28 protein-coding genes are annotated in these 25,792 nt (G+C 37.1%); 10 read left to right on the top strand and 18 right to left on the bottom strand.

Annotated features, from left to right (window positions below; translation table 11 throughout):
• Window positions 1-178: 178 nt before the first annotated feature.
• From comGA to CKV70_RS06800, 7 genes are read left to right on the top strand one after another with little or no spacing between them, the layout of a single operon-like run.
• Entirely contained in the window at window positions 179-1,201 is a 1,023-nt protein-coding gene (gene comGA / locus CKV70_RS06830; RefSeq protein ID WP_014600803.1) for a competence type IV pilus ATPase ComGA, read from the top strand.
• Window positions 1,179-2,210, top strand: coding sequence for a competence type IV pilus assembly protein ComGB (comGB, locus tag CKV70_RS06825; RefSeq protein ID WP_003722473.1), 1,032 nt, complete (start codon window positions 1,179-1,181; stop codon window positions 2,208-2,210). Before comGA ends, comGB begins: the two co-directional genes overlap by 23 nt.
• Window positions 2,211-2,223: 13 nt before the next feature.
• Window positions 2,224-2,547 (top strand): competence type IV pilus major pilin ComGC, encoded by a 324-nt coding sequence (gene comGC, locus CKV70_RS06820; RefSeq protein ID WP_003732258.1) that lies wholly within the window; start codon window positions 2,224-2,226, stop codon window positions 2,545-2,547.
• Window positions 2,544-2,972: a competence type IV pilus minor pilin ComGD gene (gene comGD, locus CKV70_RS06815; RefSeq protein ID WP_003732257.1), complete on the top strand. Its 429-nt coding sequence runs from the start codon at window positions 2,544-2,546 to the stop codon at window positions 2,970-2,972. The genes comGC and comGD overlap by 4 nt, the downstream gene beginning before the upstream one ends.
• Window positions 2,959-3,243: a competence type IV pilus minor pilin ComGE gene (gene comGE, locus CKV70_RS06810; RefSeq protein WP_003732256.1), complete on the top strand. Its 285-nt coding sequence runs from the start codon at window positions 2,959-2,961 to the stop codon at window positions 3,241-3,243. The genes comGD and comGE overlap by 14 nt, the downstream gene beginning before the upstream one ends.
• On the top strand, window positions 3,206-3,673 hold the full coding sequence (gene comGF / locus CKV70_RS06805; protein ID WP_003722470.1) for a competence type IV pilus minor pilin ComGF: 468 nt from the start codon (window positions 3,206-3,208) through the stop codon (window positions 3,671-3,673). Before comGE ends, comGF begins: the two co-directional genes overlap by 38 nt.
• Window positions 3,670-3,987, top strand: coding sequence for a hypothetical protein (locus CKV70_RS06800; protein WP_003729906.1), 318 nt, complete (start codon window positions 3,670-3,672; stop codon window positions 3,985-3,987). The genes comGF and CKV70_RS06800 overlap by 4 nt, the downstream gene beginning before the upstream one ends.
• Window positions 3,988-4,004: 17 nt before the next feature.
• On the opposite strand, the gene CKV70_RS06795 is transcribed toward CKV70_RS06800, so the two are convergent.
• From CKV70_RS06795 to rpmG, 6 genes are all read right to left on the bottom strand, one after another.
• On the bottom strand, window positions 4,005-5,096 hold the full coding sequence (locus tag CKV70_RS06795) for a YqgU-like beta propeller domain-containing protein (RefSeq protein WP_003732255.1): 1,092 nt from the start codon (window positions 5,094-5,096) through the stop codon (window positions 4,005-4,007).
• A 133-nt stretch (window positions 5,097-5,229) separates the two neighbouring features.
• Window positions 5,230-6,198, bottom strand: a complete 969-nt coding sequence (locus tag CKV70_RS06790) for an ROK family glucokinase (protein ID WP_010990099.1) — start codon at window positions 6,196-6,198, stop codon at window positions 5,230-5,232.
• A 24-nt stretch (window positions 6,199-6,222) separates the two neighbouring features.
• On the bottom strand, window positions 6,223-6,435 hold the full coding sequence (locus CKV70_RS06785; protein ID WP_003722466.1) for a YqgQ family protein: 213 nt from the start codon (window positions 6,433-6,435) through the stop codon (window positions 6,223-6,225).
• A 12-nt stretch (window positions 6,436-6,447) separates the two neighbouring features.
• Entirely contained in the window at window positions 6,448-7,986 is a 1,539-nt protein-coding gene (locus CKV70_RS06780) for a rhomboid family protein (RefSeq protein ID WP_010990098.1), read from the bottom strand.
• Between the two features lie 98 nt (window positions 7,987-8,084).
• Entirely contained in the window at window positions 8,085-8,624 is a 540-nt protein-coding gene (locus CKV70_RS06775) for a 5-formyltetrahydrofolate cyclo-ligase (RefSeq protein ID WP_003722464.1), read from the bottom strand.
• A 55-nt stretch (window positions 8,625-8,679) separates the two neighbouring features.
• Window positions 8,680-8,829, bottom strand: coding sequence for a 50S ribosomal protein L33 (gene rpmG / locus CKV70_RS06770; RefSeq protein ID WP_003719608.1), 150 nt, complete (start codon window positions 8,827-8,829; stop codon window positions 8,680-8,682).
• Window positions 8,830-9,026: 197 nt separating this feature from the next.
• Here rpmG and CKV70_RS06765 point away from each other — a divergent pair, with 197 nt between their 5' ends.
• The 3 genes from CKV70_RS06765 (at window position 9,027) to rsgA (ending at window position 11,091) form a co-directional block, all read left to right on the top strand.
• The gene (locus CKV70_RS06765; RefSeq protein WP_003740295.1) at window positions 9,027-9,383 is read left to right on the top strand and encodes a hypothetical protein; all 357 of its coding nucleotides are present in this window, start codon (window positions 9,027-9,029) and stop codon (window positions 9,381-9,383) included.
• A 27-nt stretch (window positions 9,384-9,410) separates the two neighbouring features.
• A complete protein-coding gene (locus CKV70_RS06760) occupies window positions 9,411-9,890 on the top strand; it encodes an MltG/YceG/YrrL family protein (protein WP_003734026.1) in 480 nt (159 codons plus the stop codon).
• 160 nt (window positions 9,891-10,050) lie between these two features.
• Complete coding sequence (rsgA, locus tag CKV70_RS06755; RefSeq protein WP_003732252.1) at window positions 10,051-11,091, top strand: ribosome small subunit-dependent GTPase A; 1,041 nt, start codon at window positions 10,051-10,053, stop codon at window positions 11,089-11,091.
• Window positions 11,092-11,131: 40 nt separating this feature from the next.
• Here the strand turns inward: rsgA and pnp are convergent, their stop codons facing one another.
• The 12 genes from pnp to CKV70_RS06695 all read right to left on the bottom strand — a co-directional run bounded on the left by pnp (window position 11,132) and on the right by CKV70_RS06695 (window position 25,710).
• Window positions 11,132-13,303, bottom strand: coding sequence for a polyribonucleotide nucleotidyltransferase (pnp, locus tag CKV70_RS06750; protein WP_014600802.1), 2,172 nt, complete (start codon window positions 13,301-13,303; stop codon window positions 11,132-11,134).
• Window positions 13,304-13,551: 248 nt separating this feature from the next.
• A complete protein-coding gene (gene rpsO / locus CKV70_RS06745; RefSeq protein WP_003719603.1) occupies window positions 13,552-13,821 on the bottom strand; it encodes a 30S ribosomal protein S15 in 270 nt (89 codons plus the stop codon).
• A 136-nt stretch (window positions 13,822-13,957) separates the two neighbouring features.
• Window positions 13,958-14,902, bottom strand: coding sequence for a bifunctional riboflavin kinase/FAD synthetase (locus tag CKV70_RS06740; protein WP_012951584.1), 945 nt, complete (start codon window positions 14,900-14,902; stop codon window positions 13,958-13,960).
• A 69-nt stretch (window positions 14,903-14,971) separates the two neighbouring features.
• A complete protein-coding gene (truB, locus tag CKV70_RS06735) occupies window positions 14,972-15,886 on the bottom strand; it encodes a tRNA pseudouridine(55) synthase TruB (protein ID WP_003722458.1) in 915 nt (304 codons plus the stop codon).
• 97 nt (window positions 15,887-15,983) lie between these two features.
• Window positions 15,984-16,328 (bottom strand): 30S ribosome-binding factor RbfA, encoded by a 345-nt coding sequence (gene rbfA, locus CKV70_RS06730; protein WP_003719600.1) that lies wholly within the window; start codon window positions 16,326-16,328, stop codon window positions 15,984-15,986.
• A gap of 16 nt (window positions 16,329-16,344) precedes the next feature.
• Window positions 16,345-16,623, bottom strand: a complete 279-nt coding sequence (locus CKV70_RS06725) for a DUF503 domain-containing protein (protein ID WP_003722457.1) — start codon at window positions 16,621-16,623, stop codon at window positions 16,345-16,347.
• Window positions 16,620-18,965, bottom strand: coding sequence for a translation initiation factor IF-2 (infB, locus tag CKV70_RS06720; protein ID WP_003732820.1), 2,346 nt, complete (start codon window positions 18,963-18,965; stop codon window positions 16,620-16,622). The genes CKV70_RS06725 and infB overlap by 4 nt, the downstream gene beginning before the upstream one ends.
• 22 nt (window positions 18,966-18,987) lie before the next feature.
• Window positions 18,988-19,287 carry a YlxQ family RNA-binding protein gene (locus tag CKV70_RS06715; RefSeq protein ID WP_003729918.1) on the bottom strand — a complete coding sequence of 100 codons (300 nt, stop codon included), beginning with the start codon at window positions 19,285-19,287 and terminating at the stop codon, window positions 18,988-18,990.
• Window positions 19,280-19,564 (bottom strand): RNase P modulator RnpM, encoded by a 285-nt coding sequence (gene rnpM / locus CKV70_RS06710; RefSeq protein ID WP_003722454.1) that lies wholly within the window; start codon window positions 19,562-19,564, stop codon window positions 19,280-19,282. Before rnpM ends, CKV70_RS06715 begins: the two co-directional genes overlap by 8 nt.
• 14 nt (window positions 19,565-19,578) lie before the next feature.
• Window positions 19,579-20,697 carry a transcription termination factor NusA gene (nusA, locus tag CKV70_RS06705; protein WP_003722453.1) on the bottom strand — a complete coding sequence of 373 codons (1,119 nt, stop codon included), beginning with the start codon at window positions 20,695-20,697 and terminating at the stop codon, window positions 19,579-19,581.
• Window positions 20,698-20,726: 29 nt separating this feature from the next.
• Window positions 20,727-21,194, bottom strand: coding sequence for a ribosome maturation factor RimP (gene rimP, locus CKV70_RS06700; protein ID WP_003732818.1), 468 nt, complete (start codon window positions 21,192-21,194; stop codon window positions 20,727-20,729).
• 181 nt (window positions 21,195-21,375) lie between these two features.
• Window positions 21,376-25,710, bottom strand: a complete 4,335-nt coding sequence (locus tag CKV70_RS06695; RefSeq protein WP_003732817.1) for a PolC-type DNA polymerase III — start codon at window positions 25,708-25,710, stop codon at window positions 21,376-21,378.
• Window positions 25,711-25,792 lie beyond the last annotated feature (82 nt).

Here is a 25,792-nt window from a genome sequence, read left to right as displayed (position 1 = left end):
CTCAAGATCAAAAAAATTATTTTATTTACTTTTTTGCTTCCAAAATATCACTTTCAATGTTATTTTGCCTTGAAATGTTACTTTTGCATTTAGAAAATACTATTTTCGTTTTTGTGAAAGATTGGAGCGCAAAGGATTTTATTTGCTTATGAAGAATATGACTTGTAAGGAGGTTCTTATGCCGCAAAAAATGACAGAACACATTATAACCCAAGCTTTACGTATCAATGCCAGCGATGTTCATATTCATCCACTTTCAAACCGTTACTTACTTCGTCTTCGGGTAAATGGGACATTAATTCCACTTCTTTACCTTCCAATAGATGTAGGAGAAAAGTTAATATCTTTTCTTAAATTCCAAGCAGCTTTGGATATAAGTGAAAAAAGACGACCTCAATCCGGTAGTTTTGAAAAAAATACAAACACAGAAAAAATTGCTTTACGACTTTCTACTATGCCCAGCAAAGATTTCCATGAAAGCATGGTTATTCGAATTTTTCGTTACAAGCACCCTATCCCATTTTTAAATTCAAGTGTATTTCCTAGGTCCACTAAACAAATTCAACAACAGTGTAAAAACCAAACAGGCTTGTTTCTTTTTTCTGGTAGCACAGGTAGCGGTAAGTCTAGTTCTATGTATAGCCTAGCTTCTTCTATAGAAAATAAAGATGAACTGCAAATCATTACAATTGAAGATCCTGTTGAACATTATTCTCCCGGCTTTCTCCAAATCGAAGTTAACGAAAAAGCAAGCATCACCTATGCGCCCATCATTCGCTCCGTCTTACGCCATGATCCTGATATTTTAATCATCGGGGAAATACGCGATGCAGAAACTGCTAAAATAGTTATTCGTGCTGCATTAACTGGTCATTTAGTTTTAAGCACCGTTCATGCCGGAGATGCGTATGGAGTTTTATTAAGATTACTTGAATTCGGTATTAGCTCAGAGGAATTAGCGCAATGCTTACTCGGAATCAGTTTTCAGAAACTGACCCTCCTAGTTTGCGCCTTCTGCGGAGAAAAATGCCATCCCCTTTGTACACATTTACGCCGAAAAAGAACAGCTATCTATGAAGTTCTTACTCAACAAGAGATAAAAGCCTATTTCCAATCTAATCAACAGCAGATTGAGCCTAAATACCCTATTAAAAGAACCTTCGAGAAAGGAGTTTCTTATGGCTTTTTTTCAGCGTACTAATTGGAAAGATGACGGAGAATTTTTAATTAGAGTTGCAAGTTTACTCGAAAAGGGGTTCTCCTTAGATGCGACCATTAGTTATTTAAGCATTACTTCGCCCAAATATTGCAAAAGATATGAACGAATTATCACTTCACTAGCAAATGGAAATTCTTTTTCCTATGCTCTTTCAAAAAACGGATTTCCTGACTTTATTTGTTCACAACTCCATTACGCTTCTAGTCACGGTTACTTTTTGCAAACAATTCACGAAACCGGCGTTCATATGAAAAGAAAAGCTGAAGAAAAAAACGCATTAATGAAGACCTTCCAATATCCACTAGTCTTATTCTCTACAGTTATTCTTGTGTTCTTTTTGCTTCGAATTTTTCTCTTACCTAAATTCGAACTTTTATTTACACAACTATCAACTAACGGCACAGTCGGAACTAATTTCACTTATTTCCTGCTTGAAAAAGTTCCAGTTTTATTAGGAATTTTTTTACTTAGCCTTTTTCTGATTTTCAGTTTCATTATTCGAAAGCAAAAGCAAAAAAATGCTTATGACCGAGCCTATTTTTATTGTCGAATTCCATATATTCGCCAATTTTCAAGAATTCATTATTCACAATACCTTTCGCGTGAACTCGGATATCTGCTGAAAAGCGGTTTATCTATAACGCATATTATGCATCTGTTCGCACAAGAAGAATCTCCCGCCTTCTTTCAAGAAATCGCCAGGCAAATTCTGCCTACGCTTGAACAAGGATTATCACTAACAAAAGCACTAGAAAAAATGCCTATATTTGAAAAAGAACTTTATTATATTGCTATCCACGGTGAAAAAAATGGTAATTTAGCAGAAGAATTTTTATTTTATTATAACTTATGTCATCAGAAATCACTTCAAAAGACCGAAAAATTATTTTCATTTATTCAACCAATTGTTTTTATCGTTATTGGTATTTTAATTGTATCCATTTATCTATCCATCTTATATCCCATGTTTTCTATGGTAAATCAAATTTAAAGGAGGAGTTTTAATGTTTAAAAAGAAAATTGATTGGCGAGATGAGCGAGGTTTTACTTTGGTGGAGATGTTAATTGTTTTATTAGTGGTAAGTGTTTTGCTACTCCTTACTATTCCAAACATAGTATCACAAAGTAAATCAATCAACGATAAAGGATGTGAGGCCTTTATATCAATGGTTCAAGGTCAAGTTCAGTCCTACCAATTAGATAAAAATTCAATCCCTTCTGTAGCTGATTTAGTAAGTGGAGGCTATCTAAAAGCTAACCAAAAATCGTGCCCTAATGGGAATAGCATCAAAATAGATAGCTCTGGAAATGTTTCTGAGAAAAAATGAAAATAAATGGATTTACTTTATTAGAAATGTTACTTGTACTAACTATCAGTTTCACACTAATCACACTAACTATTTTTCCTATTTCAAGTACATTATCCACTCTTAGGGAAAAGCAACTACTAGAAGAAATAAAAGCCAGCATTTACTACGCACAAATAAATGCTGTAGCAACAAATCAAGATACGTTTATTTCATTTGATCCTACGAAAAATCAACTCATCACATATACTAACTCAAAAACACTTGTTATCATTCCACTTTCACAGACGTTAACTTTAACACAGCCAAAAATAGGAAATTTTCGTTTTTCGAGTACAGATGGATCCATTAATCGTTTTTCAACAATCCACCTGACAAGTTCGACAAATAACTACAAGCTAATATTTCAAATCGGAAAGGGGCGTTTTAGAATTGAACAAAATTAACGGATTCTCTTTAGTCGAAAGCATGGTTTCGCTTCTCCTTTTCGCAATGGTTTGTAGTTTTCTATTACCCACAGCTATGACTATTTTTGAAAAACTAGACCATCAAAAAGAAACTAGCAGAGTCTATCAAGAAATTTATGAACATAGCGAACTATTACGCCACAAAAATGTTCCGGTTAACTTTAAGGATGAACGTATCCAAAGTTTCCATTATCAAGGAGGTATCCAAATTTGTGCAACAAATAAATTGGAAGAAAAATGTATCTTTTAGAAGCGGCTCACCTGCTTTCACTCTTCTTGAAACAATCTTGTCTATTACAATCATTTTAAGTATTAGCTCGCTCATTCCATTATTTTTTCAATGCTACAACAAGACTATCCAACTTAGCAACATTGACCAGACAACAGAATGGCAACTTTTTCTCATTCAAACTCGTTTAGAATTAGAAAAAGCGACTAATATTCAAATTGATGGGAATAAGCTTTCTTTTAGTAATGGCAAAGACCTTATCACCTATTCCAAATATAATGATTTAGTTCGACGACAAGTAAACGGAAAAGGACATGAACCATTGCTTACTAATGTGAAAGATTATCAATTAATCAAGAAAGAAAAACAACTTCATTTAACGGTGCAAGACTCTAATACTCAGATATATACATCTGTATTCGCATTACCAGAAGTGGTATCCAATCCATGAAGACTAATGCATTTACGCTCCCATTTACCATTTTCATTGCGCTTATTTCAATTTTAATCGTTACTGGTAGTGCTTCTATCTTTAAGACACAAATACAATATGAAAAAATGATTCAAAATTATTATTTAGCCTCCACTAAACTAAATTTAGCTTTCATAGAAATTAAGGAAACATCCTCACTTTCACATCAATTTAAAACAAATTACAAAGGCACAAAGATAGATTGCCAGGCGACGGATAATCAACTAACAGAATTCAACTGTCAAATCACACTAGAAAACGGCTATACATTAACAAAAACAACGAGCCCTTAAAGAAGGAACTCGTTGTTTTAAAAAGATTTAGTTGGTGTATTAATTAAATTATACATTTTACCTGTTTTCGTATCGATTACCTTATCAAATAAATAACCATAGAGAACTAAATCCCCTGTTTCATAAGATAAAATAGGTTGGTTATCCATTAATTCCAAGATAGTCGATTCTTTTTTGTTCGTTGGATCAATTTTTACTAACTTATACTCTTTTGCTCCGCTGCCAATTTTAGCGCTTTTATATGGAACAAATGTTAGAAAAGTATTCTTATCAAAATTTGTATCAAAATACGGAACAAAAGTCCCTAATTCATCATACTCTCGAGCAGCATTATACGAATAGAAATTTTGAAATCCAATTGTTCTAAAATCGTATAATAATTTTTCATCAGAGTTTTTTTCAATGGTAAGCAGTACATTATCATGAACAGCAAATTGCATAATATTAGCTACAATTAAATTTTTAGTAGCGCTATCTCTAATATCTTGTAAATAAAGGTTTCCTAATTCATCGTCCGGTTTGTCTTTATTGTTTGAAATTACCAAATTATCTCCGTACCAGGAAATAAAAGGTGATGCGACATCTATTTTATCCAGTTGATCCAATGTATAATCCCAGTTTTCTATTTGAAAATTCCATTCTGGACTATATGTGACAAACATGATTTTTTCAGGTGATTCGTCATTCCAATAAAATGTCGTCGTTAGAGGTTTTGTTGCTCGAGACGCAACAGTTGAACCATCATTCAAAGCGATTATTCGCATCGTAGCTTTTTCAGCTGATTCAGCAGAATAAAGTAAGATATTTCGATAATCTGGACTAATTTGGACTTCAGAAATAGATTCCTTCGTATTAAAGATTGGTCTTTTCTTTTCATTGTAAATATTCAATTCTTCAAAATACGTAACTCCAGATTTTTTGGTTTGCAGTAAAACAGAATCTTTTGACAGCCAACCGACCACCCGCTGGAATTCTTTTGTTTTGATTTGAACACCTTGCACTTCTTTTGCATTCTTTTTTGGTGTTTCTTTTTCCTCCGAGCAACCAAAAGAGATAAAAACCAATCCGACTAATATGGTAATCAGCAAAAAAGTATTTGATTTTTTCATCTCTGGCCTCCAATCTCTCTATGCTAAAATTTTACCCTTTTCAAAGGAAGCTAAAACAATGCGTTATAGAAAGATTAGCTTTATAAAACAAGCTACAATAATGGAGTGTTATTGTAGCTTATACAAATTAATATTAATCTTCACTTGGTAGTGCTAACCACGCAGCTCCAATTATCCCTGCATCATTCCCTTTTGTCGCAATAGATAATTTAGTGGATTCTTTAACAGCTGGGAAAACCATCGTTTCAAAATAAGTTTTAACCGGTGTCAATAATTGATCTCCTGCTGCTGAAACTCCACCACCAATAATAATCTTCTCTGGATTTAACATGTTTCCAATATGACTAAGCGCTAAAGCCAAATAGAAAGAAATTTTATCAATTGTTTCATTCGCTAATGCATCATCTTCCGCACCTAGTTCAAAAATCAATTTGGAGGTAATCGTTTCGTTGTTGTCTATTGCATCTTTAAGAGCAGATTTACCAGTAAACTCTTTTGCTAAATCTTTCGCTACTCGAACAATTCCTGTTGCTGATGCGACAGTTTCTAGACATCCTTTTTTACCACAAGTACAATCGTAACCATTCTCAGGAACTACTGTTACGTGGCCTATTTCGCCTGCTGCCCCGCGGATGCCATGTAAAATTTTACCTTCCGCAAAAATACCACCGCCAACGCCTGTTCCAAGTGTTACGAAAACAACATTCGCGCCACCTTCACCTGCGCCTTTCCAGCGTTCGCCAAGAGCGGCAACATTCGCATCATTATCTAATATGATTTTCAAACCAGTAATATTTTCTAAATCTTGACTAACATTTTGTTCATCTGCCCACCCTAGGTTGTACGCACCTTTTACAGTACCTGTTTCATAATTTACAGTACCTGGAGTTCCCATACCAATACCGTAAAAAATATCATTATCTAGTTGTAAGTCTGTTAATTTTTGATTGATAGAATCCCCAATGTTTTTAACAATGTGGGCGCCTTTATCTTCAATATTTGTATCAATAGTCCATTTTTCCTCAATGTCGCCTTCTTTTGTTAAAATAGCTAATTTTGCTGTTGTCCCGCCTAAATCTACACCAATTAATTTTTTGTTCATTCTGCTGTTCTCCTTATAATCAATTTAATTTAAACTACTATTTTTTCGTTGTTCTTTGATTAATTCTTGTTTCAAAATACTTCTAGCTCTAGCAAAAATTTCTCTATCTAAAATATTATGTTTAAAAAGTTCTGTTATCTCATATTCCATCATTTCGATGTCATATTGTCGTTTTCCTAAATAAACAATAATGCCATGCTTTCTTAGTAATTGGGCAACATCATAAACTGTTTTCACATTAAAAACCTCTTATTCTTTGATTTTTTCTAACTCATCGTAATAAGAATCAAAAAATGGATTGCTTGATAACTCTCTAGCGCTGTTCGCTTCTTTAATTGCATTTGGCATATCACCTTTTATTCTATAGCAAACAGATAAATAATAATGAGCCTCTGGGATGTCTTTGTCGATATTAATTGCTTCTTTAGCCATTGTTTCTGCTTTATCTATTTGCTTATCTTGTAAAGCGATAGATGCAGCATACGTATATGAATAGCCGTCAGCACTTCCGCTAGAAATTAAATTATCGGTAATCTTCGTTGCTTCTTTTTTGTTTTGTTCTTGAAGGTATTGTTGTACTGCTACATTAGCTTGCATCGGATCATATGGCTGTTCTCCTTTTTGGTAGCCAAAATACAAAAATAAAACAGCTACAGCAAAAAGTGAAATGCCATATGCAAGTCGTCGCCAATGGAAAAATTGTTTTGGTAACGATAATGCTCCGGCAAGCAAGAATCCACCTACAAGGCCACCAATATGTCCAGCAATATCAATCTGGCTAGAAAATACATCAATTAACAAATTGATTGCGACAAGTGACGCGATACTGACGCCAATTGTTTTTGCATAAAGATTTGGTTTTAAAACAACCAAATAAAGTAACGCGCCCATTACTGCAAATACTGCGGTACTCGCTCCAACAGATAAGTTCATATTTAGTGCAAAACTGGCTATGTTTCCACATATTCCTCCTAAGAGAAGAATTAGAACATAACGCCATTTACCATAAATACGCTCTGCCCAAGCACCAACAATATATAGCATAACTGCATTGGAAGCTATATGCATTAATCCACTATGAAGGAAAATCGGTGAAATAAAGCGCCACCATTCCCCAGCATAAATAAGTGGGTTGAATTTCCCGCCCCATTTAATTAAGTTAAATGAATTGGTAGTTCCACCTTGGAAAGAAAGCCACAAGAATGCTGCAACCAAAAGGCCAATGAACGTATACGTAACTATTGGTTTTGAATTCCTAGCAACTTTTTGTTCTTCATTTACTTTAGTAGTAATATACGCGATTACTTGCTCTCGCTCTTTTGCTACTAGCTCTTTCGTTATTTCATTTGGAAGAACAAATGCTTCTTCTGGTAATTCTAAAGTTTTAATTAGTATATCTAGATGCTCTCTCATTTGTTCGTTCGCGAGTAAAATATTTTCTAATTTCACTTTTTCATTTGGAGAAGCAATTGACTGCCCAAAAAAAGGCGAAATATCACCCATTGGTTCAAATGGTGTTATATAAATATTCACAAGAGGCAATTTCAAACGCCCCATTTGCTTACGAAGATTTTCAGTAACATGTAAAGTGTGTGTCACATCGCGTTCCACCACATTAGCCCAACTTAATTCTTTCATCTGTATACGGATGACTGGTCTTTTTTTCTGGCTTGTATTTTCCAACCAAAGTTCTTGTTTCTCCTCGTGAAGATGGATTAGACGGTATTTTTCAACACCCAAGAAATAATTAGTTAGGCGCCAGAAGACATATTGTTCTTGGAAGCTCAAAAAATTCCCTGCTTTCATTACAAATTATATTTACTACTATACGCAAAAAAAAGGGTGTTGTAAACAATCCACCCTATTTTCTATAGAATTATTTTTCCTTATCCTCCAATTAAAATAGAAACAGGTTCGTCATGCGTTTCAGGTGTAAACTCTATTTGTTGTTCATAAAGGTACAAGGACACTGTATGGCCTTGAAAATCCGTTAAAAATCTATCGTAAAATCCTCCGCCAAAACCGATTCTATAATGGTCTTTATTAAAAGCAACCCCAGGAACGATTAATAAGTCAATTACTTTTTTATCAACTGTTTCTGCTAATTCGTTAGGTTCTAAAATACCAAACTTTGATTTTATTAAAGGGTGTATGGAATCCATCTTTTTAAACTCCATTTTTCTGCTAGGATAATATGTTTTTGGAATTAAAATAGTCTTCCCTTCTTTTTTCGCTTGCAGAATGATTGCTTCTGTTTCGATTTCAGGGTGTCTTGCTAATGTGATACCAACAACCTTTGCGTTTTCCCATTCTGGCAATAAAAATAGTTTTTCTGCTAATTTAATAGAACGTTCGCGATGTTCTACTTTATCAATGCTATTCAAATTCCGTAGAATTTTCTCGCGTATCAGTCGTTTGTCTTCCATCTTGACTTCCCCCTTTTGTCTAATAAAAAAAGCAACAGAATGGAGATCCTGCTGCTTACTTAGTTTCGCGGTGTAAAGTTACACGGCGTAATCTTGGACAATATTTTTTTAATTCAATACGTTCCGGATTTTCACGCTTATTTTTAGTAGTGATGTAATTACGATCACCGCATTCAGTGCATTCTAAAGTAATATTAACGCGCATTATTTTTCCCTCCAACTCCGACTGACGAATTTATTTACTAAACCTGTATAATAATATCATTTTTAAACAGTTGTTGCAAGGACTCTATGCATTTTCTTTTTATTTTCTTTACAAAACCTTATTTCGGATGGTGTTTTGAGGTAAATTATGCTATAACTAGTAGTAGAGTTTATGGAAGAGAGGTGTGTATAAAACCCATGACCACAGTCATAATTATCTTACTAATTGCTGCTATTGCGCTGTTTGTTATTTCATTTCTACAAAAAGGTGACAATAAACAATTAGAAAAAGAACTGGAAGATGTTGCTGCTCAGTGGATGCAAGAAAACTTTGAACTAAAACAACGTATCTCTGAACTAGAAAAAGCAATGAAAATGGATAGCCCAAGCATTGAAGCTGAGCAAGTTCCTGATAGCCCGAAAGTTCGTGAATTAATGAAAAAACAAGTGATTACACTTTATACTTCTGGAATTGTAACTTCAGAAATTGCTGAACAGTCATCTTTACCTAAAGAAGAAGTGGAAAAAATCATTGAAGAATATTTAAAACATTGATTTAAATTTTAAAGGAGGAGCCTATCTGTGAAGAAAAACTTACGGATGTTGGCGCTAGGTTTCTTAATATCTGCTGTTGTCTTACTGGTGTATAATCAGTTTTTCTCAACTCAGACTAAAGCAGATGAAACAAAAGCCACGTCTACAAAAGCTGGTTCTGATGAAAACTCAAGCACATGGAAGAACAAATACGAAAAATTATTAGCTCAGCAAGAAGTGGATAAAGCAACGGAAGCGGAAGCAAAGAAAAAAGCCGAAGAAGATGCTAAAAAGAAAGCTGAAGAAGCAAAAAAAGTAAAAAGTTATACTTTAAAGATTTCTAAAGGAGATCCTTCTTCTAAAGCTGGTGACGAACTTCAAGCAAACGGTATTATTAAAAGTGCTTCAGATTTTGATAAATATTTACGAGATAATGATTATGAAAAGTATATTCGTGATGGTAGCTATAATCTCAAAAGTGATATGAGCTATGAAACGATTGCTAAAATTTTAACGCATAAAAATTAATACAAAAAGGAAACAAGTCTAGAGCTTGTTTCCTTTTTTATGTTATTATTTAAGAAAGAAAGGATGATGAATTATGGCAATTGTAAAAATGGAAAACCTCATAATTAATACGGGGGTATTTTACCTATAGAATGCTCCCAACTACAAAGGAGCGAAAACATTGATATTAGAACAATATGGTATTACAAGTTTTTTTAAAGAACAAAAGATAGCTGCTACTTCCTCTTATGGTAGAGTAACTGCGGTATTTAGAGATTACTATCGAATTATTACGGAGAATGAGGAATTTTTAGCATCATTGAAGCGTGGAAATTTTTATGAATTATCCTCTACTTCCCTTCCTACTGTCGGTGATTTTGTAGAGATTAGTGGTGATTTGCAAATACTCTCTGTTTTGGAGCGGAAAACAGTATTTTCTAGAATGAATAAAGACTCGGCGGAACAATTGATTGCAGCTAATTTCGATTATGCGCTCATTGTGATGAGTTTAAATCATGATTTTAATTTAAACAGATTAGAGCGCTATTTAACTGTTGCTTGGGATAGTGGTGCAACACCGATTATCATTTTAACGAAAGCAGATTTAGTGGAGGATTTATCATTCTATGCTCAGCAGCTCGAAGCAGTCGCTTATGGCGTTCCAGCTTACTATGTGGATAATTTATCACATCATGGTTTTGAAGCGTTAGAAAGTGATTTAAAGCCGAATAGCACGCTTATTTTGCTCGGCTCCTCAGGTGTTGGAAAATCCTCTTTTATTAATTCGCTTGCAGGTACTGATTTAATGAAAACTGCTGGTATTCGAGAAGATGATAGTAAGGGAAAACATACGACGACCCATCGAGAAATGCATTTGCTTTCGAATGGTTGGATTGTTATTGATACGCCAGGCATGCGCGAATTTGGTGTTGGTTTTAATCAAGCTGGATTAGAAACAACTTTTTCAGATGTGGAAGAATTGGCTGAAGGATGTCGTTTCCATGATTGTTCTCATACACAAGAGCCAAATTGCGCCGTCCAAGCGGCATTAGAAGATGGAACTCTCACTATGCAACATTACGAGAATTGGTTGAAATTGCAGCGAGAAATGGCTTACCACGCCCGGAAAAATAGCCCTGCTCTTGCAAGACAAGAACGCGACCGCTGGAAAGTTATTCAAAAATCAATGCGAACACATTTTAAAACCCGACCTAAAAAATAGTTTAAAAAAAGCAAGTAGCCTAAGCTACTTGCTTTTTATATTATTTAGATTCTGGTTTTTTCGTTTTTGGATAGAATTTTTTCTCTGCTTGTGGTTTTTTATCGCCTTCTGGTTGTTCTTTTTTCTCAAGCAAAGCTTTACGTGATAAGTTAACGCGGCCTTGTTGGTCTACTTCGATAACTTTAACAGTAACTTCATCACCTAATTTTAGGATATCTTCTACTTTCCCAACGCGTTCATGCGCTAATTCAGAAATATGAACTAAACCATCTGTACCTTTGAATAATTCAACAAATGCGCCAAATTTTTCGATACGACGAACTTTACCAGTATAAACTTCTCCCACTTCTACTTCACGAACGATGTCTTCGATGATAGCAATTGCTTTACGGTTCATTGCTTGATCTTGGGAAGCAATGTACACTGTACCATCTTGTTCGATATCAATTTTTACGCCAGTTTCATCAATAATTGCATTGATTTGTTTTCCACCAGGTCCGATAACATCTTTGATTTTCTCTGGTTTGATATTTAGTGTGATGATTTTTGGAGCATAAGCAGAAAGTTCTTCACGAGGTGCGCTAATTGTGCTAGTTAAGTGTTCTAGAATGTGTAAGCGTCCTTCTTTTGCTTGTGTTAATGCTTCGTCCAAAATTTGACGGCTCAAGCCATCGATTTTGATATCCATTTGAAGTGCTGTAATACCGTCTTTTGTACCAGCAACTTTAAAGTCCATATCGCCAAAGTGATCTTCCATACCTTGGATATCAGAAAGGATTGTGTAGTCATCTCCAAGTTTTACAAGACCCATCGCGATACCTGCAACTGGCGCTTTAATTGGAACACCAGCATCAAGCATTGCAAGTGTAGAACCACAAATACTTGCTTGAGAGCTAGATCCGTTAGATTCAAGAACTTCTGATACTAAACGGATTGTGTAAGGGAATTCCTCTTCGGAAGGAATAACATATTGTAATGCACGTTCGCCTAATGCACCGTGACCGATTTCACGACGCCCTGGAGCACGACGAGGACCTGTTTCCCCAACACTAAATTGCGGGAAGTTATAATGATGCATAAAGCGTTTGTACTCTTCTGTCCCTAGACCATCAATGATTTGGTGTTCACGAAGCGGCGCCAGTGTACATACACTTAGAGCTTGTGTTTGGCCACGAGTGAATAAACCTGAACCATGGACACGAGGAAGCATACCAACTTCAGAAGAAAGCGGGCGAATTTCGTTTACTTTACGACCATCTGGACGGATTTTATCTTGAGAAATTAGACGACGCATTTCATCTTTTTCAATCATTTCAAGAATATGAGCTACTTCGCTAAGAATTTCTGCTTCGTTTTCTAGTTCTTTTGCTTTATAGCTTTCTAAAATTTCTTCTTTTACATCTTCAATTGCTGCTTCACGTGCTTTTTTCTCTTCTGTTTTGATAGCTGTTTTCATTTTACCTTCACTAGCTGCTTTTACTTCTGCTTCAAGTTCAGGATCGCTTACAAAAAGTTCGATTTCGCGTTTTTCTTTACCAACTGCCGCAATAATTTGTTGTTGGAATTCACAAAGACGTTTAATTTCTTCATGACCAAACATAATTGCTTCAAGCATTGCTTCTTCTGAAACTTCTTTCGCTCCAGCCTCTACCATGTTGATTGCATCATAAGTTCCTGCAACAGTTAAGCTAATATCGCTTTTTTCTGCTTGCTCGATTGTTGGGTTAATAACGTATTTTCCATCGATACGACCAACGTCAACACCAGCGATTGGTCCTTCAAATGGAATATCGGAAATAACTAATGCAACAGAAGATCCAAGCATTGCTGCCATTTCTGGCGAACAATCTTGATCCACACTGAATACAGTAGAAGTAATTTGAACTTCATTACGGAAACCTTCTGCAAATAGCGGACGGATTGGACGGTCAATAAGACGCGCTGTTAATGTAGCACGGTCGCTTGGACGTCCTTCACGTTTTAAGAATCCACCGGGAACTTTACCAACGGAATACATTTTTTCTTCATAGTTAACAGTTAATGGGAAAAAGTCGCCTGGACGTGGTTTTTTAGAACCTACTGCGGCTGTTAAAACAACCGTATCACCGTAACGAATTAAGGCTGCCCCACTTGCTTGTTTTGCTAATTGACCTACTTCAACAGATAATGTTTTACCTGCCCACTCTGTTGAAAATACTTGTTTTTCAGACATATTTTACTCTCCTTTGATTAGGAAAAACACGAACCAGAAACTTTACCATGCATAAGAATGTTCACGCACACTTTAGATTGTCTAAAGCACACATGAATCCAAAAACCTGCTAAAAATAGCAAATTTTTGAAGCACGTTTTTGGATTCATGCGATAAAGTTTCATTTCTTCGGCGTGTTTTCCAAAATTTAGTATAGTTAATACTCAAAAAAAAGCGGGAACTTTTGGTATCCCGCTTTCGTCTGGTTTTTATCGACGTAAACCTAAACGTTTGATAAGTTCGCGGTAACGTTGAACATCTTTTTTACGTAGGTAAGTTAATAGGTTACGACGGTGACCTACCATTTTCATTAATCCACGGTAAGAGTGATGATCTTTTTTGTGTACGCGAACGTGCTCATTTAAGCTATTGATTTCAGCAGTTAATACAGCAATTTGTACTTCTGGTGAACCAGTATCTGTATCATGGACACGGTACTCTGCAATAATTTCATTTTTGCGTTCTTGAGTTAAAGCCATTTCTTTCCACCTCCTTCTAAAATATCCCCAATTACTGAGCCAAGCGTCGGTGAGTCGCAAAAGCCAAGTAATGGTTCTGTTCGTACAGATTTAAAGATACACTATTTAGGCTCTAAAAGCAAGCAGAAATAGTCGTTTAATCCTCTAAATTAGCAAAAAATGCTCTTGTATCTTGTTCGTCTTTTTCTAACTGAGCAATCAAACCTTCTACCCCATTAAATTTAAGTTCTGGGCGGAAAAATTGATACCATTCAATTTCTGCTTCTTCGCCGTAAATTTCGCGGTGAAAATCTAGAATATACACCTCAATGGAGAGTGCTTGATCGTCTTTAAACGTGATATTGTAGCCAATACTCGCCATACCCAAGTGAGTTTCCCCATTCACACGGAATTTCACTGCATAAACACCAAGCTTCGGAATCAAATAATCTTCATTTACGCGGATGTTCGCTGTTGGAAACCCAATTGTTCTGCCTCGTTTGTCCCCATGAATCACGGTTCCTTTCGTTGTATAAGGATAGCCCAGTAATTGATTTGCTTCTTCTAGTTCGCCTTCTGTGATGGCACGTCTAATGTTTGTTGAACTTATTTTGTCGCTTGCGGCAGTTTGTTTATCGACAATCGTAACCTCAAAGCGACCATCAGCATATTTAGCCAAATCGGTCATTTTACCTTCACCTTTTTTACCGTAAGAATAGTCGAAACCAGCTACCACATGTTCTACATGTAAAGCGACTAAATAGTTATCCACAAAGGCTTGCGGAGATAGCTCGGAAAACTGTGTTGTAAAGCGAACTACATACATAATATCTACGCCAAGTTTAGCCATTTTTTCTGCTTTATCTTCAAGTGGTGTGAGATATTTTACTTGTTTTCGTATATTGCTTAAAACCACAGATGGATGCGGATCAAAGGTTAACACTGCAGTTTGAAGTCCTTTTTGTCCGGCAATCTGTTTCGCTTGTTTAATAACTGCTTGATGTCCCAAATGGACGCCATCAAAAAAACCAAGTGCCATTACTTTGTTTATGTCAGTCCACTCGTCCGTTGTAATCGGATGATGTAAGTATATCGTCTTCATTTTTGCCACTTCTCCTCTAAATTCGAATTCCTCTCATATCATAATATAAGAAAGCTATAGTCGCAATAACTATGCTTGATTTAACTCGATGACCTTTTCTGGTTTCCAAAGGTCTTTTTTCTCTGGATGTGGTTTATAAATAGCTGTTAATTTATCTTTAAAAATAAGCGCAGCACGAGGTTCATTTTCTACCTCTGCAAATAACGATGTTGGTAAAAGGCCGCCATTCAAAACTTTTGCATATACTTCTTCCTCAATTACTAGTTTGGCCATAGATTCAATTCCTTTTTCAAGTGGATATAAAAAGCTGCTATCACTTGCTTGCATCATTTCGTCAATTTCTGTGAGCGTCAAACAATCTTCTTTTTTGAAAAAGCCGCTACGAGTACGTTCTAGTTTAGACATATGAGCTGGATAACCTAATAATTCGCCAATCATAACTGCAAGAGTACGGATATAGGTTCCTTTTCCGCACGCAATTTCTAATTGGAAGGTTGGGTTGGATTGATTTAGCGCTGTGTCGCCATCTAAACGGATTAACGAATAAATATCCACTTGTCTGGATGGGCGTTCTACCTCTATTCCAGCTCTTGCATATTCATACAATTTCTTACCGTTGACTTTTACAGCGGAAAACATTGGTGGAATCTGGGTAATCTTACCTGTTAGTTTAGTAAGCGCGGCTTGAAGTTCTGCCGCCGAAATTTCGGCTAGTTCTTTAGTATTAACCGTTTCACCAGTTGCATCTTCTGTCGTAGTCGATTTGCCTAATGTTATTTCTGCTACATAGACTTTGCCTTCATCGGTGACATATTCAGCCAATTTTGTCGCACGGCCAATACAAATTGGTAGCACGCCTTCTACTTCAGGATCAAGTGTACCTGTATGACCAACTTTTTTCGTATGTAAAATTTTTCTTAATTTAAAAACGCAATCATGACTTGTCATCCCGCGTTCTTTCCACAGTGGGATAATGCCGTTCATCGAGCTCCTCCTTCTAAGAAAAAAAGTTTAAGACAGTTCCCCCACTTACATCCCGTTTGAATGAGAAGATAAAGGGACTGCCTTAAACTTTTATTTATTATTGATCGTTATTTAAGTCGCGAAGCAATTCATCGATTCGATTTCCGTAAGCGATGGAATTATCTATTTCAAAAGACATTTCTGGAACTTTACGAAGTCGAATACGGCGACCGATTTCAGAGCGGATAAAGCCATGCGCTTTCGCAAGTGCGAGTAACGTATTTTCTTTTTCCTTATCGGTACCAAGAATGGAAATGAACACCTTAGCTTCTTGTAAGTCCCCAGTAACATCTACTCCCGTTACAGTAACAAAACCTAAGCGAGGGTCTTTGATTTTACGATTTAAAATATCGCCCAATTCTTTTTTCATTTGCTCACTGACACGATTTGCTCGTACGTTCAAGTGTATTCACCTCTTTTTATAACTTCTCCATAACAGTCTCGGCGCGTTCCCACTCGGGAAAAGAATCAAGAAAAGCAAGTACTTCTCTGGCTTCTTTTTCCGCTTGGATGTGCGAGGAAGATACGACAGCAAAGCTAACTTCCGCTCGCTGCCATAAATCCTGATAATCCGTTTCAGCTATAGAGATATTGAATTTTTGTTTTGCTCTCGTTATAATTCGTTTCAGGATAGCTCGTTTTTCTTTGAGGTTTTGTGGTTCCTGCATGAAAAATTCACTAACAACTGATTGAATCATTTTCTTTCGATTTCTTCCATAACGTAAGCTTCAATGACATCGTCTTCTTTGATATCGTTGAAGTTTTGTACTGTGATACCACATTCGTAACCTTTGGCAACTTCTTTCGCATCATCTTTAAAGCGTTTAAGTGTAGCAATTTCGCCTTCAAAAACAACGATTCCGTCACGGATAATACGAACGCCGCTATCACGAGTAATTTTACCATCTGTTACGTAACAGCCGGCAATTGTACCCACTTTAGAAACATTGATTGTTTGACGAACTTGCGCTTGACCAATAATTTTTTCTTGAAATTCTGGATCAAGCATCCCTTTCATCGCTGCTTCAATTTCATCAATGGCTTTATAGATAACACGGTGTAAACGAATGTCTACACTTTCGTTTTCTGCTGCTTCACGCGCTTGAGCTGTTGGACGAACGTTAAATCCAATAACAATTGCATTAGAAGCTGCTGCTAAAGTAATATCTGATTCATTGATTGCACCAACGGCAGTATGAATGATTTTTACGTTAACGCCTTCTACATCAATTTTACGAAGAGATGCGGCAAGAGCCTCTACAGAACCTTGAACGTCAGCTTTAATAATAACGTTAACTTCTTTCATTTCGCCAGCCTTCATATGTTCAAATAAGTTGTCTAAACTTACTCGGTTTGTTGCGGAACGTTGTGCTACTAGTGCACGGCTTGCACGAGTTTCACCGATATTTCTTGCTGTTTTTTCATCTTCAAAAACAACAAAGCGATCGCCAGCTTGCGGTACATCATTTAATCCAGTGATTTCAACTGGTGTACTTGGGCCAACTTTTTTCACGCGACGGCCTAAATCATTGACCATTGCGCGGACACGACCAAATGTGTTACCAACAACAATTGGGTCTCCGATATTAAGCGTTCCATCTTGTACTAGTAACGTCGCAACCGGGCCACGGCCTTTATCAAGTTCTGCTTCAATAACAGAACCGATAGCACGACGGTCTGGATTCGCTTTTAATTCTTCTACTTCAGAAACAAGTAAAATCATATCTAACAAGTTTTCAAGACCTTCACCGAATTTAGCTGAGATTGGTGCGAAAATTGTATCGCCGCCCCATGCTTCTGGAACTAATTCATACTCAGTTAATTCTTGCATTACGCGGTCTGGGTTGGCTTGTGGTTTATCAATTTTGTTGACAGCAACAATAATCGGCATTCCCGCAGCTTTCGCATGGTTGATTGCTTCAATTGTTTGTGGCATAACACCATCATCTGCTGCAACAACTAAAATCGTAATATCCGTGATTTGCGCACCACGAGCACGCATCGCTGTAAAGGCAGCATGTCCCGGTGTATCAAGGAAAGTGATTTTTTTGTCATGAATTTCTAATTGGTAAGCACCGATATGTTGCGTGATACCACCAGCTTCTCCTAAAGTAACTTTTGTATTACGAAGGGAATCTAGTAATGTTGTTTTACCGTGGTCAACGTGTCCCATGATAGTAACAACTGGTGGGCGTTCAACAAGTTTAGACTCGTCAACCGCTTCATTTAGTTCATTTTCAAAGTACACATCTAAATCTGTTACATCGACTTTAATTTCTTCTTCTACTTGCACACCGTAGTCGTCACAAATTAGTTCGATCGCATCTTTATCTAATGATTGGTTGATTGTCGCAACAACGCCAAGCATAAATAATTTTTTGATAAGTTCAGATGGTTCTCTGTATAATTTTTTCGCTAATTCCGCTACTGTTAGAGACTCGCTGAAAACGATTTTTTCAGGAAGTTCTTTTGGTTTCGGCGGAGTTGGCGGTACTGTACTGTGGTTTAACTTACCTTTTTTCTTCGTGTTACGGCCTTTATTGTTAAAATTGCCGCCGCGATTCGGACGATTGTTACCACCTGGACGGTTTGGATTGCCGCCGCCTGGACGATTACTGTTGTTATTGTTGTTACGTTTTTGTCCGCCAGCTTGTTGGTTCCCACTTGCTTGTGTTTGGTTACTTGTGTTTGCTGGTTTGTTTGTCGCTGGTTTTGCACCTTGGCTTTTGTTTGCAGTGGCTGGTTTATTAGCTTGTCCTGCTGGTTTATTTGGTTTATTCGACTTTTCATTACTATTTGTCATATTTGGTTTGTTTGGCCCCTTACTATTTCCATTTTCGTTGCTAGTAGTTTCTTTCTTTGGTGCTTCGGCTTTTTTATTTGTGCCATCAACGGCATTATCTAATTGTCTTAATGCATTTTCATTAATAGTGGACATGTGATTGGCCACTTCAATACCTAAGTCTTTCAATGCTTCAATGACTTTTTTGCTTGATACTTGATGTTCTTTTGCATATTCATATACACGAACTTTACTCATGTCGTACACCTCCGTATAAGATTCAACCGAGTAATTCTGCTAATTTAATAGCAAATCCTTTATCAAGTATGGCAACGATTGCACGTGTGTCTTTGCCGATTGCACCCCCTATCATTTCCCGGGTACCGGCTTTTTTCACGACAACATTATAGTATTCACACTTGTTGCGGATTGTTTTCTCGGTTTTTTCGGATATATCTTCTGAAATGAGAACCATTTTTGCTTTCCCATTTCTAACTGCTTTTAATACTAATTCTTCACCAGTAGTAATTTTACGTGCTCGGTTTGCGAGGCCTAATAAGGAAAGTGCTTTTTTATCCATTCGTTGGTTCCTCGAGAGACTTCACATAAGCGATTAGCTCATCGTAAAAGGACTCTTGTTCCGGCATTTTTAGTTGATGAAAAATAGCGTTTTTCTTTTTCGCTTTTTCACATGCTTCTACACTTTTAACGATGTAGAAACCGCGTCCAGGTGCTTTGCCTGTAGGATCTATCGTAAGCGCTCCGTCTTTCGAATACGCAATACGAAGAAGTTCGCCTTTTGGCAAGCGTTCACCGGTAATAATACATTTTCGAAGGGGGATTTTTTTATTACGCATGATAATTCTCCTTTTTACTCTTCATCTTCTGTAAAAGTTTCGCTCTCTGCTTCTTCAACTTCTGGCGCTTCTACATCATTACGAGGATAGATGCCTAGTTCAGTTGCAACTGTTTCACTTTTAATATCAATTTTCCATCCAGTTAATTTTGCTGCTAAACGGGCATTTTGACCACGTTTACCAATTGCTAGTGATAACTGATAGTCTGGTACGATTACAGTTGTCGCTTGGTCTGCTTCGTTAACAATAACATCTAACACTTTAGAAGGGCTAAGTGCATTAGCAACGAATGTGAAAGGATCTTCTGACCATTCAACGATATCGATTTTTTCACCTTTAAGTTCATTGACGATTGTTTGGACACGTGCACCTTTTGGTCCGACACATGCGCCAACAGGATCCACTTCTTCATTTGCAGTGTAGACGGAGATTTTAGAGCGGTCTCCTGCTTCACGTGCAACAGACTTGATTTCTACAACACCGTCATAGATTTCCGGTACTTCCATTTCAAAAAGACGTTTAAGTAAGCCAGGGTGTGTACGGGATACAAAGATTTGTGGCCCTTTTGTCGTCTTTTCTACTTTTGTCAAATAGACTTTGATGCGGTCATGTGCATGGTAAGTTTCGTTTGGCATTTGCTCATTTTGCGACAAAATTGCTTCGATTTTACCTAGATTCACATAGATGAAACGAGAATCTTGACGTTCCACGATACCAGTCATAATGTCATCTTCACGGTCGATAAACTCATCGTAAATGATGCCGCGTTCTGCTTCACGAACACGTTGCGTAACAACTTGTTTCGCTGTTTGAGCTGCAATACGTCCAAAATCTTTTGGTGTTACTTCAAGCTCTACCACATCACCTGGTTTGTATACTGGATTCAGTTTGTGTGCTTCTTCCATAGAAATTTCAAGGCGAGAATCAAATACTTGTTCTACTGCTTCTTTTCTAGCTAAAACACGGATAGAACCGTTTTCCATATTTAAATCTACGCGTACGTTTTGTGCATCTTTGAAGTTTCTTTTATATGCGGAAGTAAGTGCAGCTTCGATTGCTTCTACTAAAACCTCTCTTGAAATACCTTTATCATGTTCTAACACATGAAGAGCATCTAATAATTCTGTGCTCATTTTTTATTCAGCTCCTTATTCTTTGCTTTTTAAAATTGAATTGCGAGTCTTGCTTTGGCTACTTTGTCTTTAGGAATTTCACAAGTGATTTTGCGTGTTTTGTCCGTGATAGTAATAACGAGTGTTGTGCCGTCATAACTAACAAGCGTTCCTTCCCACATTTTACGACCGTCAATTGGCTCATAAGAAGTGACGTGAACATATTTACTTACCGCATTTTCAAAATCTTGCTCTTTCTTCAGCGGACGTTCAGCCCCGGGAGAAGATACTTCTAAAAAGTAGTTTTGTGTAATGGGGTCATTTTCGTCCATTTTCTCACTAACTTTTTCGCTCACGGCTGCGCATTCATCGATATCTACGCCACCATCTTTGTCAATAAAAATTCGTAAAAACCAATTTGGGCCTTCTTTTTCAAAGGCAATATCTACGAGTTCTAGTTGAAGTTCGTCCGTGATTGGCGCAACAATTGCTTCTACTTGTTCTAGTACTTTACTCATTTCAGCCTCCTTAAGAGATACGCTTTTCCAGCTAATTCGTCCCCTACTTCTGCCACAGGTGACTCTTTGACAGATTTGCAAAACGAAAGCGTGGGCATTGGCCCACGCTTGGCTGAGTTATCGTAGTATTTCTTAAATAAGTTTATCACAAATTGTGACTACAAGCAAGTTTTGCCCATTTTTAGAATAGTGACAACTGATTTTGATCAGGCAATCCTTCCAAGCATCCTTGATCATCCATGTACTGAATAATCGTTTTCGACACTTTTCCACGTTGTTGCAAGTCTTCTTTGGATAAAAATTCTCCATTTTCACGAGCGGCAACGATTTGTTTTGCTACGTTGGTTCCAAGACTTGGAATCGCATTGAATGGTGGAATAAGTGAGTCTCCGTCAATAATGAACTCATCAGCAGACGATTTATATAAATCGACTTTTTGGAAATGGAAACCACGAGCAAGCATTTCATTCGCAATTTCTAGAACAGTTAATAAGTTTTTCTCTTTGGTTGAAGCTTCCATTCCTTTATCGTTTACTTCCTTCATCGTTGCTTTCACGGCTTCTTTTCCGTTTACCATCGATGTTAAATCAAAATCGTCGGCACGAACGGTGAAATAAGTCGCATAGAAGTATAGTGGATAATGTACTTTGAAATATGCAATCCGTACTGCCATTAAAACATAAGCAGCAGCATGGGCTTTAGGGAACATGTACTTGATTTTTTTACAAGATTCAATGTACCAAAGCGGTACTTTATTCGCCATCATTGCTTCTTCCATTTCATCTGTTAACCCTTTCCCTTTACGCACAGACTCCATAATCTTAAAGGCTAATGAACTTTCTAGCCCTTGATAAATTAGGAAAACCATAATATCATCACGACAACCAATTACATCTGGCAGTTCGCATGTTTTATTTTTGATTAATTCTTCGGCATTACCAAGCCAAACGTCCGTCCCGTGGGAAAGACCGGAGATTTGCACTAGCTCAGAAAATGTTGTTGGTTTAGTTTGTTCTAGCATTTGTCGAACAAAACGCGTCCCAAATTCGGGGATTCCTAATGTTCCTGTTTTTGAATCAATATCTGCTGGTTTAACACCAAGCGACTCTGTAGATCCAAATAGTTTCATAACATCTGGATCATCGGTTGGGATTGTTTTTGGATCAATACCGCTTAAATCCTGTAACATCCGGATAGCAGTCGGATCATCGTGTCCAAGTATATCTAGTTTTAATACGTTATCATGAATCGAGTGAAAGTCAAAATGGGTCGTTTTCCATTCTGAGTCCGTCGCATCAGCTGGGAACTGTACCGGTGTAAAATCGTAAACATCCATATAATCTGGAATAACGATAATACCACCTGGATGTTGTCCGGTAGTTCGTTTAACGCCTGTACAACCAGCAACAAGTCGGTCAATTTCTGCCCCGCGAATAGTCATATTCATATCTCGCTCATAATTTCGAACATAACCAAAAGCTGTTTTCTCTGCAACAGTACCAATCGTCCCCGCACGGAAAACGTAATCTTCACCAAAAATTTCTTTTGTATAAGCATGGGCTACCGGTTGATAATCTCCTGAGAAGTTCAAGTCAATATCAGGTACTTTATCCCCTTTAAATCCTAAGAAAGTTTCAAATGGAATGTCTTGTCCTTCTTTTTGATAAGCAGTTCCGCAATGTGGGCAATCTTTGTCAGGTAAGTCAAAACCAGAACCAACTGAACCATCATCAAAGAACTCAGAATCCTTACAATTCGGGCAAAGATAATGCGGTGGAAGTGGGTTTACTTCGGTAATTTCCGTCATTGTCGCAACGAAAGAAGAACCGACCGATCCCCGCGAACCAACTAGATAGCCATCTACAAGTGATTTCTTAACAAGCTTATGTGAAATGAGATAAATAACCGCAAACCCGTGTCCGATAATACTTTTCAGTTCTTTTTCTAGTCGAGCTTCTACGATTTCTGGCAGTTTCTCACCGTAAAGTTGATGCGCCATCGCATAGCTCATATTCCGAACTTCATCTTCTGCGCCATCAATCTTCGGCGTGTATAATTCGTCTTTGATTGGTTTAAGATTTTCCATCCAATCGACAACTAAATTCGCATTAGTTACAACAATTTCTTTTGCTTTTTCTTCACCCAAGAAGGCAAATTCTTTCAACATTTCATCCGTTGTACGGAAATGAACATCTGGTAATTCAGCACGATTAAGCGGATTTGCTCCTCCTTGCGAATGGATTAAAATTTTACGATAAATTTTATCCACTGGATCTTTGTAATGTACATTACCTGTTGCAACGACAGGTTTTCCAGTTTTTTCACCAACGCGGACGATATTTTTCAATATTTCTTCTAAAGCTTTTTCGTCACGAACTAGTTCACGTTCAATAAGCGGTGCATAAACTGGCTTCGGTTGAACTTCAATGAAATCATAGAACTCTGCTACTTTTTCTGCCGCTTGCATCCCTTTTTGCATCATTGCTTCAAATAGTTCTCCTTGGCTACAAGCAGTTCCAATAATTAAACCTTCACGTAATTTCTTTAGCTGAGAACGAGGAATACGAGGCACACGGTAAAAGTAATTAATATTGGACATCGTAATTAATTTAAAGAGATTCTTCAAACCAACAGCCGTTTGTGCGTAAATTGTGGCGTGGAATGGTCTCGCACGCTTGTATGCGTCGCCTTCTCCCATATAGTCATTTAAAGAATCATGGAAATCGATGTTGTGCATTTCTTTCGCATCTTTAATTAATTTCCAAGCTAAATATGCTGTAGCCTCAGCATCAAATACAGCCCGGTGATGTTGTTCAAGAATAATATTAAATTTCTTTGTTAATGTATTCAAACGGTGATTCTTAAAATGTGGGTAAAGAAAACGTGCTAATTCTAATGTATCGACAACTGCATTTTCTGCTTTTTCTAGCCCAACTTTTTCATAAGCAGTGTTAATAAAACCCATGTCAAAAGAAGCATTATGGGCCACAAGAATATCATCACCGCTCCATTCTTTAAATCGTTTTAAAACAACATCAATGGGATCAGAACCTTTTACCATGTCATCTGTAATACCAGTTAAATTAATAGTAGTTGCAGAAAGTGGATGTCCTGGATCAATAAAAGCTTCAAATTTATCAATAATTTCACCATTTTTCATTTTTACGCCAGCAAGTTCGATGATCGTATCATAAACAGCGGATAAACCTGTTGTTTCAACGTCAAATACGCAATATGTTGCATCTTCCAAAGCAATATGTTGATCGTTATAAGCGATTGGCACGCCATCATCTATGAGATTTGCTTCGATGCCAAAAATAACTTTTAAGCCATACTTTTGCCCTGCTCCATACGCTTCTGGGAAAGATTGGGCAACGGAATGATCAGTAATAGCGATTGCTTTGTGTCCCCAATCAGCAGCTTGTTTGAACAGTGAATCAACAGATGAAGTGGCATCCATTTGACTCATCGGTGAATGAAGATGTAGTTCTGCGCGTTTTTCTTCAGCAGTATCAAGACGCTTCACTCCAGCGATTTCATTGACATCTTGCGCCATCATGATTAAGTCACGCACGAAAGTATCGTTTTGAACGCTTCCTCGAACTTTAACCCACATACCTTTTTTCAAATTCTGGAACATCGCCGCATCCTCGTTATCACGAGAAAACATTTTTATAATCATTGAACTTGTATAATCGGTAATTTTGAATTGTAACAAACTACGACCACTGCGAAGCTCTCTAATTTCTGTCGCAAAGATTAAGCCTTGAACTGTAATACGTCGTTCTTCATCATAAATATCCCCAAGACGTTTAACTTCTTCATCGTCTTTAATTTTATAACCAATTTGGAACGGACCTGTTAGTGGAGCTGCTCCACCGCCACCGCTTTGCCCTTCTGCTTGTCGTTTTTGCATAACTTGCACAGCTTCAGCGGCTTTTTTCTGATCTTCTTCTTGTTTGGCCTGTGCAAAAGCTTTATATTCATCTGTTTCAGACTGGTCAAGCATGTGCATTTTCATTGCTAGACGTGGAAATCCAGCTTTCCCATAACTTTCAATAATTTTCGTCTGGAATCGTTGCTGAATAGTCGCTTCTTCCATGTCATTATGGACTGCTACTTCAATAAAATGGGGTTCTTTAAATGTAGGTTTTTGCTCCATTAAAAGCTTTCCAATCATCGGTGACTGCTTTCCAATTGGCTCTACGATTAAGTTCCAATAATCTTGAATGAGCGTTTCGTTGATTGTTTGATTTTCTGGAACAATTTGCATTTCTGTTTCCGCGATTTGGCTGAATGCGCGTTTCATTCCAACATCCATCATATGGAAAAGTGCTGCTGGAAAAATTTGTGGAACGTGTAAATGAAATTGCCATGTTTTATTTTTCTTATCGGCAACGAGTTTTTCGATTTTAGCATCTTTTGTAAATTCTTCGTAGGTTGTTACATCTTGTAAACCGATTTGTGTCATTAACAGCTGAAATCGTTCTTGTTTTTCTTCCTCTTTTGCAGTCATTCCGAATAACACCCCTTCATTCAAATTTATAAAAGCCAGATGTCCCTCATAACCCGTTTTTATAGAACGAGTGAAGTTTCAT

It is taken from the genome of Listeria monocytogenes (assembly GCF_900187225.1).
GTDB lineage: Bacteria > Bacillota > Bacilli > Lactobacillales > Listeriaceae > Listeria > Listeria monocytogenes.
This window is presented reverse-complemented; position numbering and strand designations above follow the sequence as displayed.

Bases quoted from the DNA above. Each gene is read 5' to 3' on its own strand.
- CKV70_RS06725 (WP_003722457.1), bottom strand. From the start codon at position 16,623: ATGATTCAATCAGTTGTTAGTGAATTTTTCATGCAGGAACCACAAAAC.
- CKV70_RS06775 (WP_003722464.1), bottom strand. From the start codon at position 8,624: ATGGAAGACAAACGACTGATACGCGAGAAAATTCTACGGAATTTGAAT.
- comGC (WP_003732258.1), top strand. From the start codon at position 2,224: ATGTTTAAAAAGAAAATTGATTGGCGAGATGAGCGAGGTTTTACTTTG.
- comGB (WP_003722473.1), top strand. From the start codon at position 1,179: ATGGCTTTTTTTCAGCGTACTAATTGGAAAGATGACGGAGAATTTTTA.
- truB (WP_003722458.1), bottom strand. From the start codon at position 15,886: ATGAACGGCATTATCCCACTGTGGAAAGAACGCGGGATGACAAGTCAT.
- nusA (WP_003722453.1), bottom strand. From the start codon at position 20,697: ATGAGCACAGAATTATTAGATGCTCTTCATGTGTTAGAACATGATAAA.
- rpsO (WP_003719603.1), bottom strand. From the start codon at position 13,821: ATGGCTTTAACTCAAGAACGCAAAAATGAAATTATTGCAGAGTACCGT.
- infB (WP_003732820.1), bottom strand. From the start codon at position 18,965: ATGAGTAAAGTTCGTGTATATGAATATGCAAAAGAACATCAAGTATCA.
- CKV70_RS06740 (WP_012951584.1), bottom strand. From the start codon at position 14,902: ATGAAGACGATATACTTACATCATCCGATTACAACGGACGAGTGGACT.
- CKV70_RS06765 (WP_003740295.1), top strand. From the start codon at position 9,027: ATGACCACAGTCATAATTATCTTACTAATTGCTGCTATTGCGCTGTTT.
- comGD (WP_003732257.1), top strand. From the start codon at position 2,544: ATGAAAATAAATGGATTTACTTTATTAGAAATGTTACTTGTACTAACT.
- CKV70_RS06715 (WP_003729918.1), bottom strand. From the start codon at position 19,287: ATGGATAAAAAAGCACTTTCCTTATTAGGCCTCGCAAACCGAGCACGT.
- comGA (WP_014600803.1), top strand. From the start codon at position 179: ATGCCGCAAAAAATGACAGAACACATTATAACCCAAGCTTTACGTATC.
- CKV70_RS06695 (WP_003732817.1), bottom strand. From the start codon at position 25,710: ATGACTGCAAAAGAGGAAGAAAAACAAGAACGATTTCAGCTGTTAATG.
- CKV70_RS06790 (WP_010990099.1), bottom strand. From the start codon at position 6,198: ATGAACAAAAAATTAATTGGTGTAGATTTAGGCGGGACAACAGCAAAA.
- rpmG (WP_003719608.1), bottom strand. From the start codon at position 8,829: ATGCGCGTTAATATTACTTTAGAATGCACTGAATGCGGTGATCGTAAT.
- rnpM (WP_003722454.1), bottom strand. From the start codon at position 19,564: ATGCGTAATAAAAAAATCCCCCTTCGAAAATGTATTATTACCGGTGAA.
- rimP (WP_003732818.1), bottom strand. From the start codon at position 21,194: ATGAGTAAAGTACTAGAACAAGTAGAAGCAATTGTTGCGCCAATCACG.
- pnp (WP_014600802.1), bottom strand. From the start codon at position 13,303: ATGTCTGAAAAACAAGTATTTTCAACAGAGTGGGCAGGTAAAACATTA.
- CKV70_RS06800 (WP_003729906.1), top strand. From the start codon at position 3,670: ATGAAGACTAATGCATTTACGCTCCCATTTACCATTTTCATTGCGCTT.
- CKV70_RS06795 (WP_003732255.1), bottom strand. From the start codon at position 5,096: ATGAAAAAATCAAATACTTTTTTGCTGATTACCATATTAGTCGGATTG.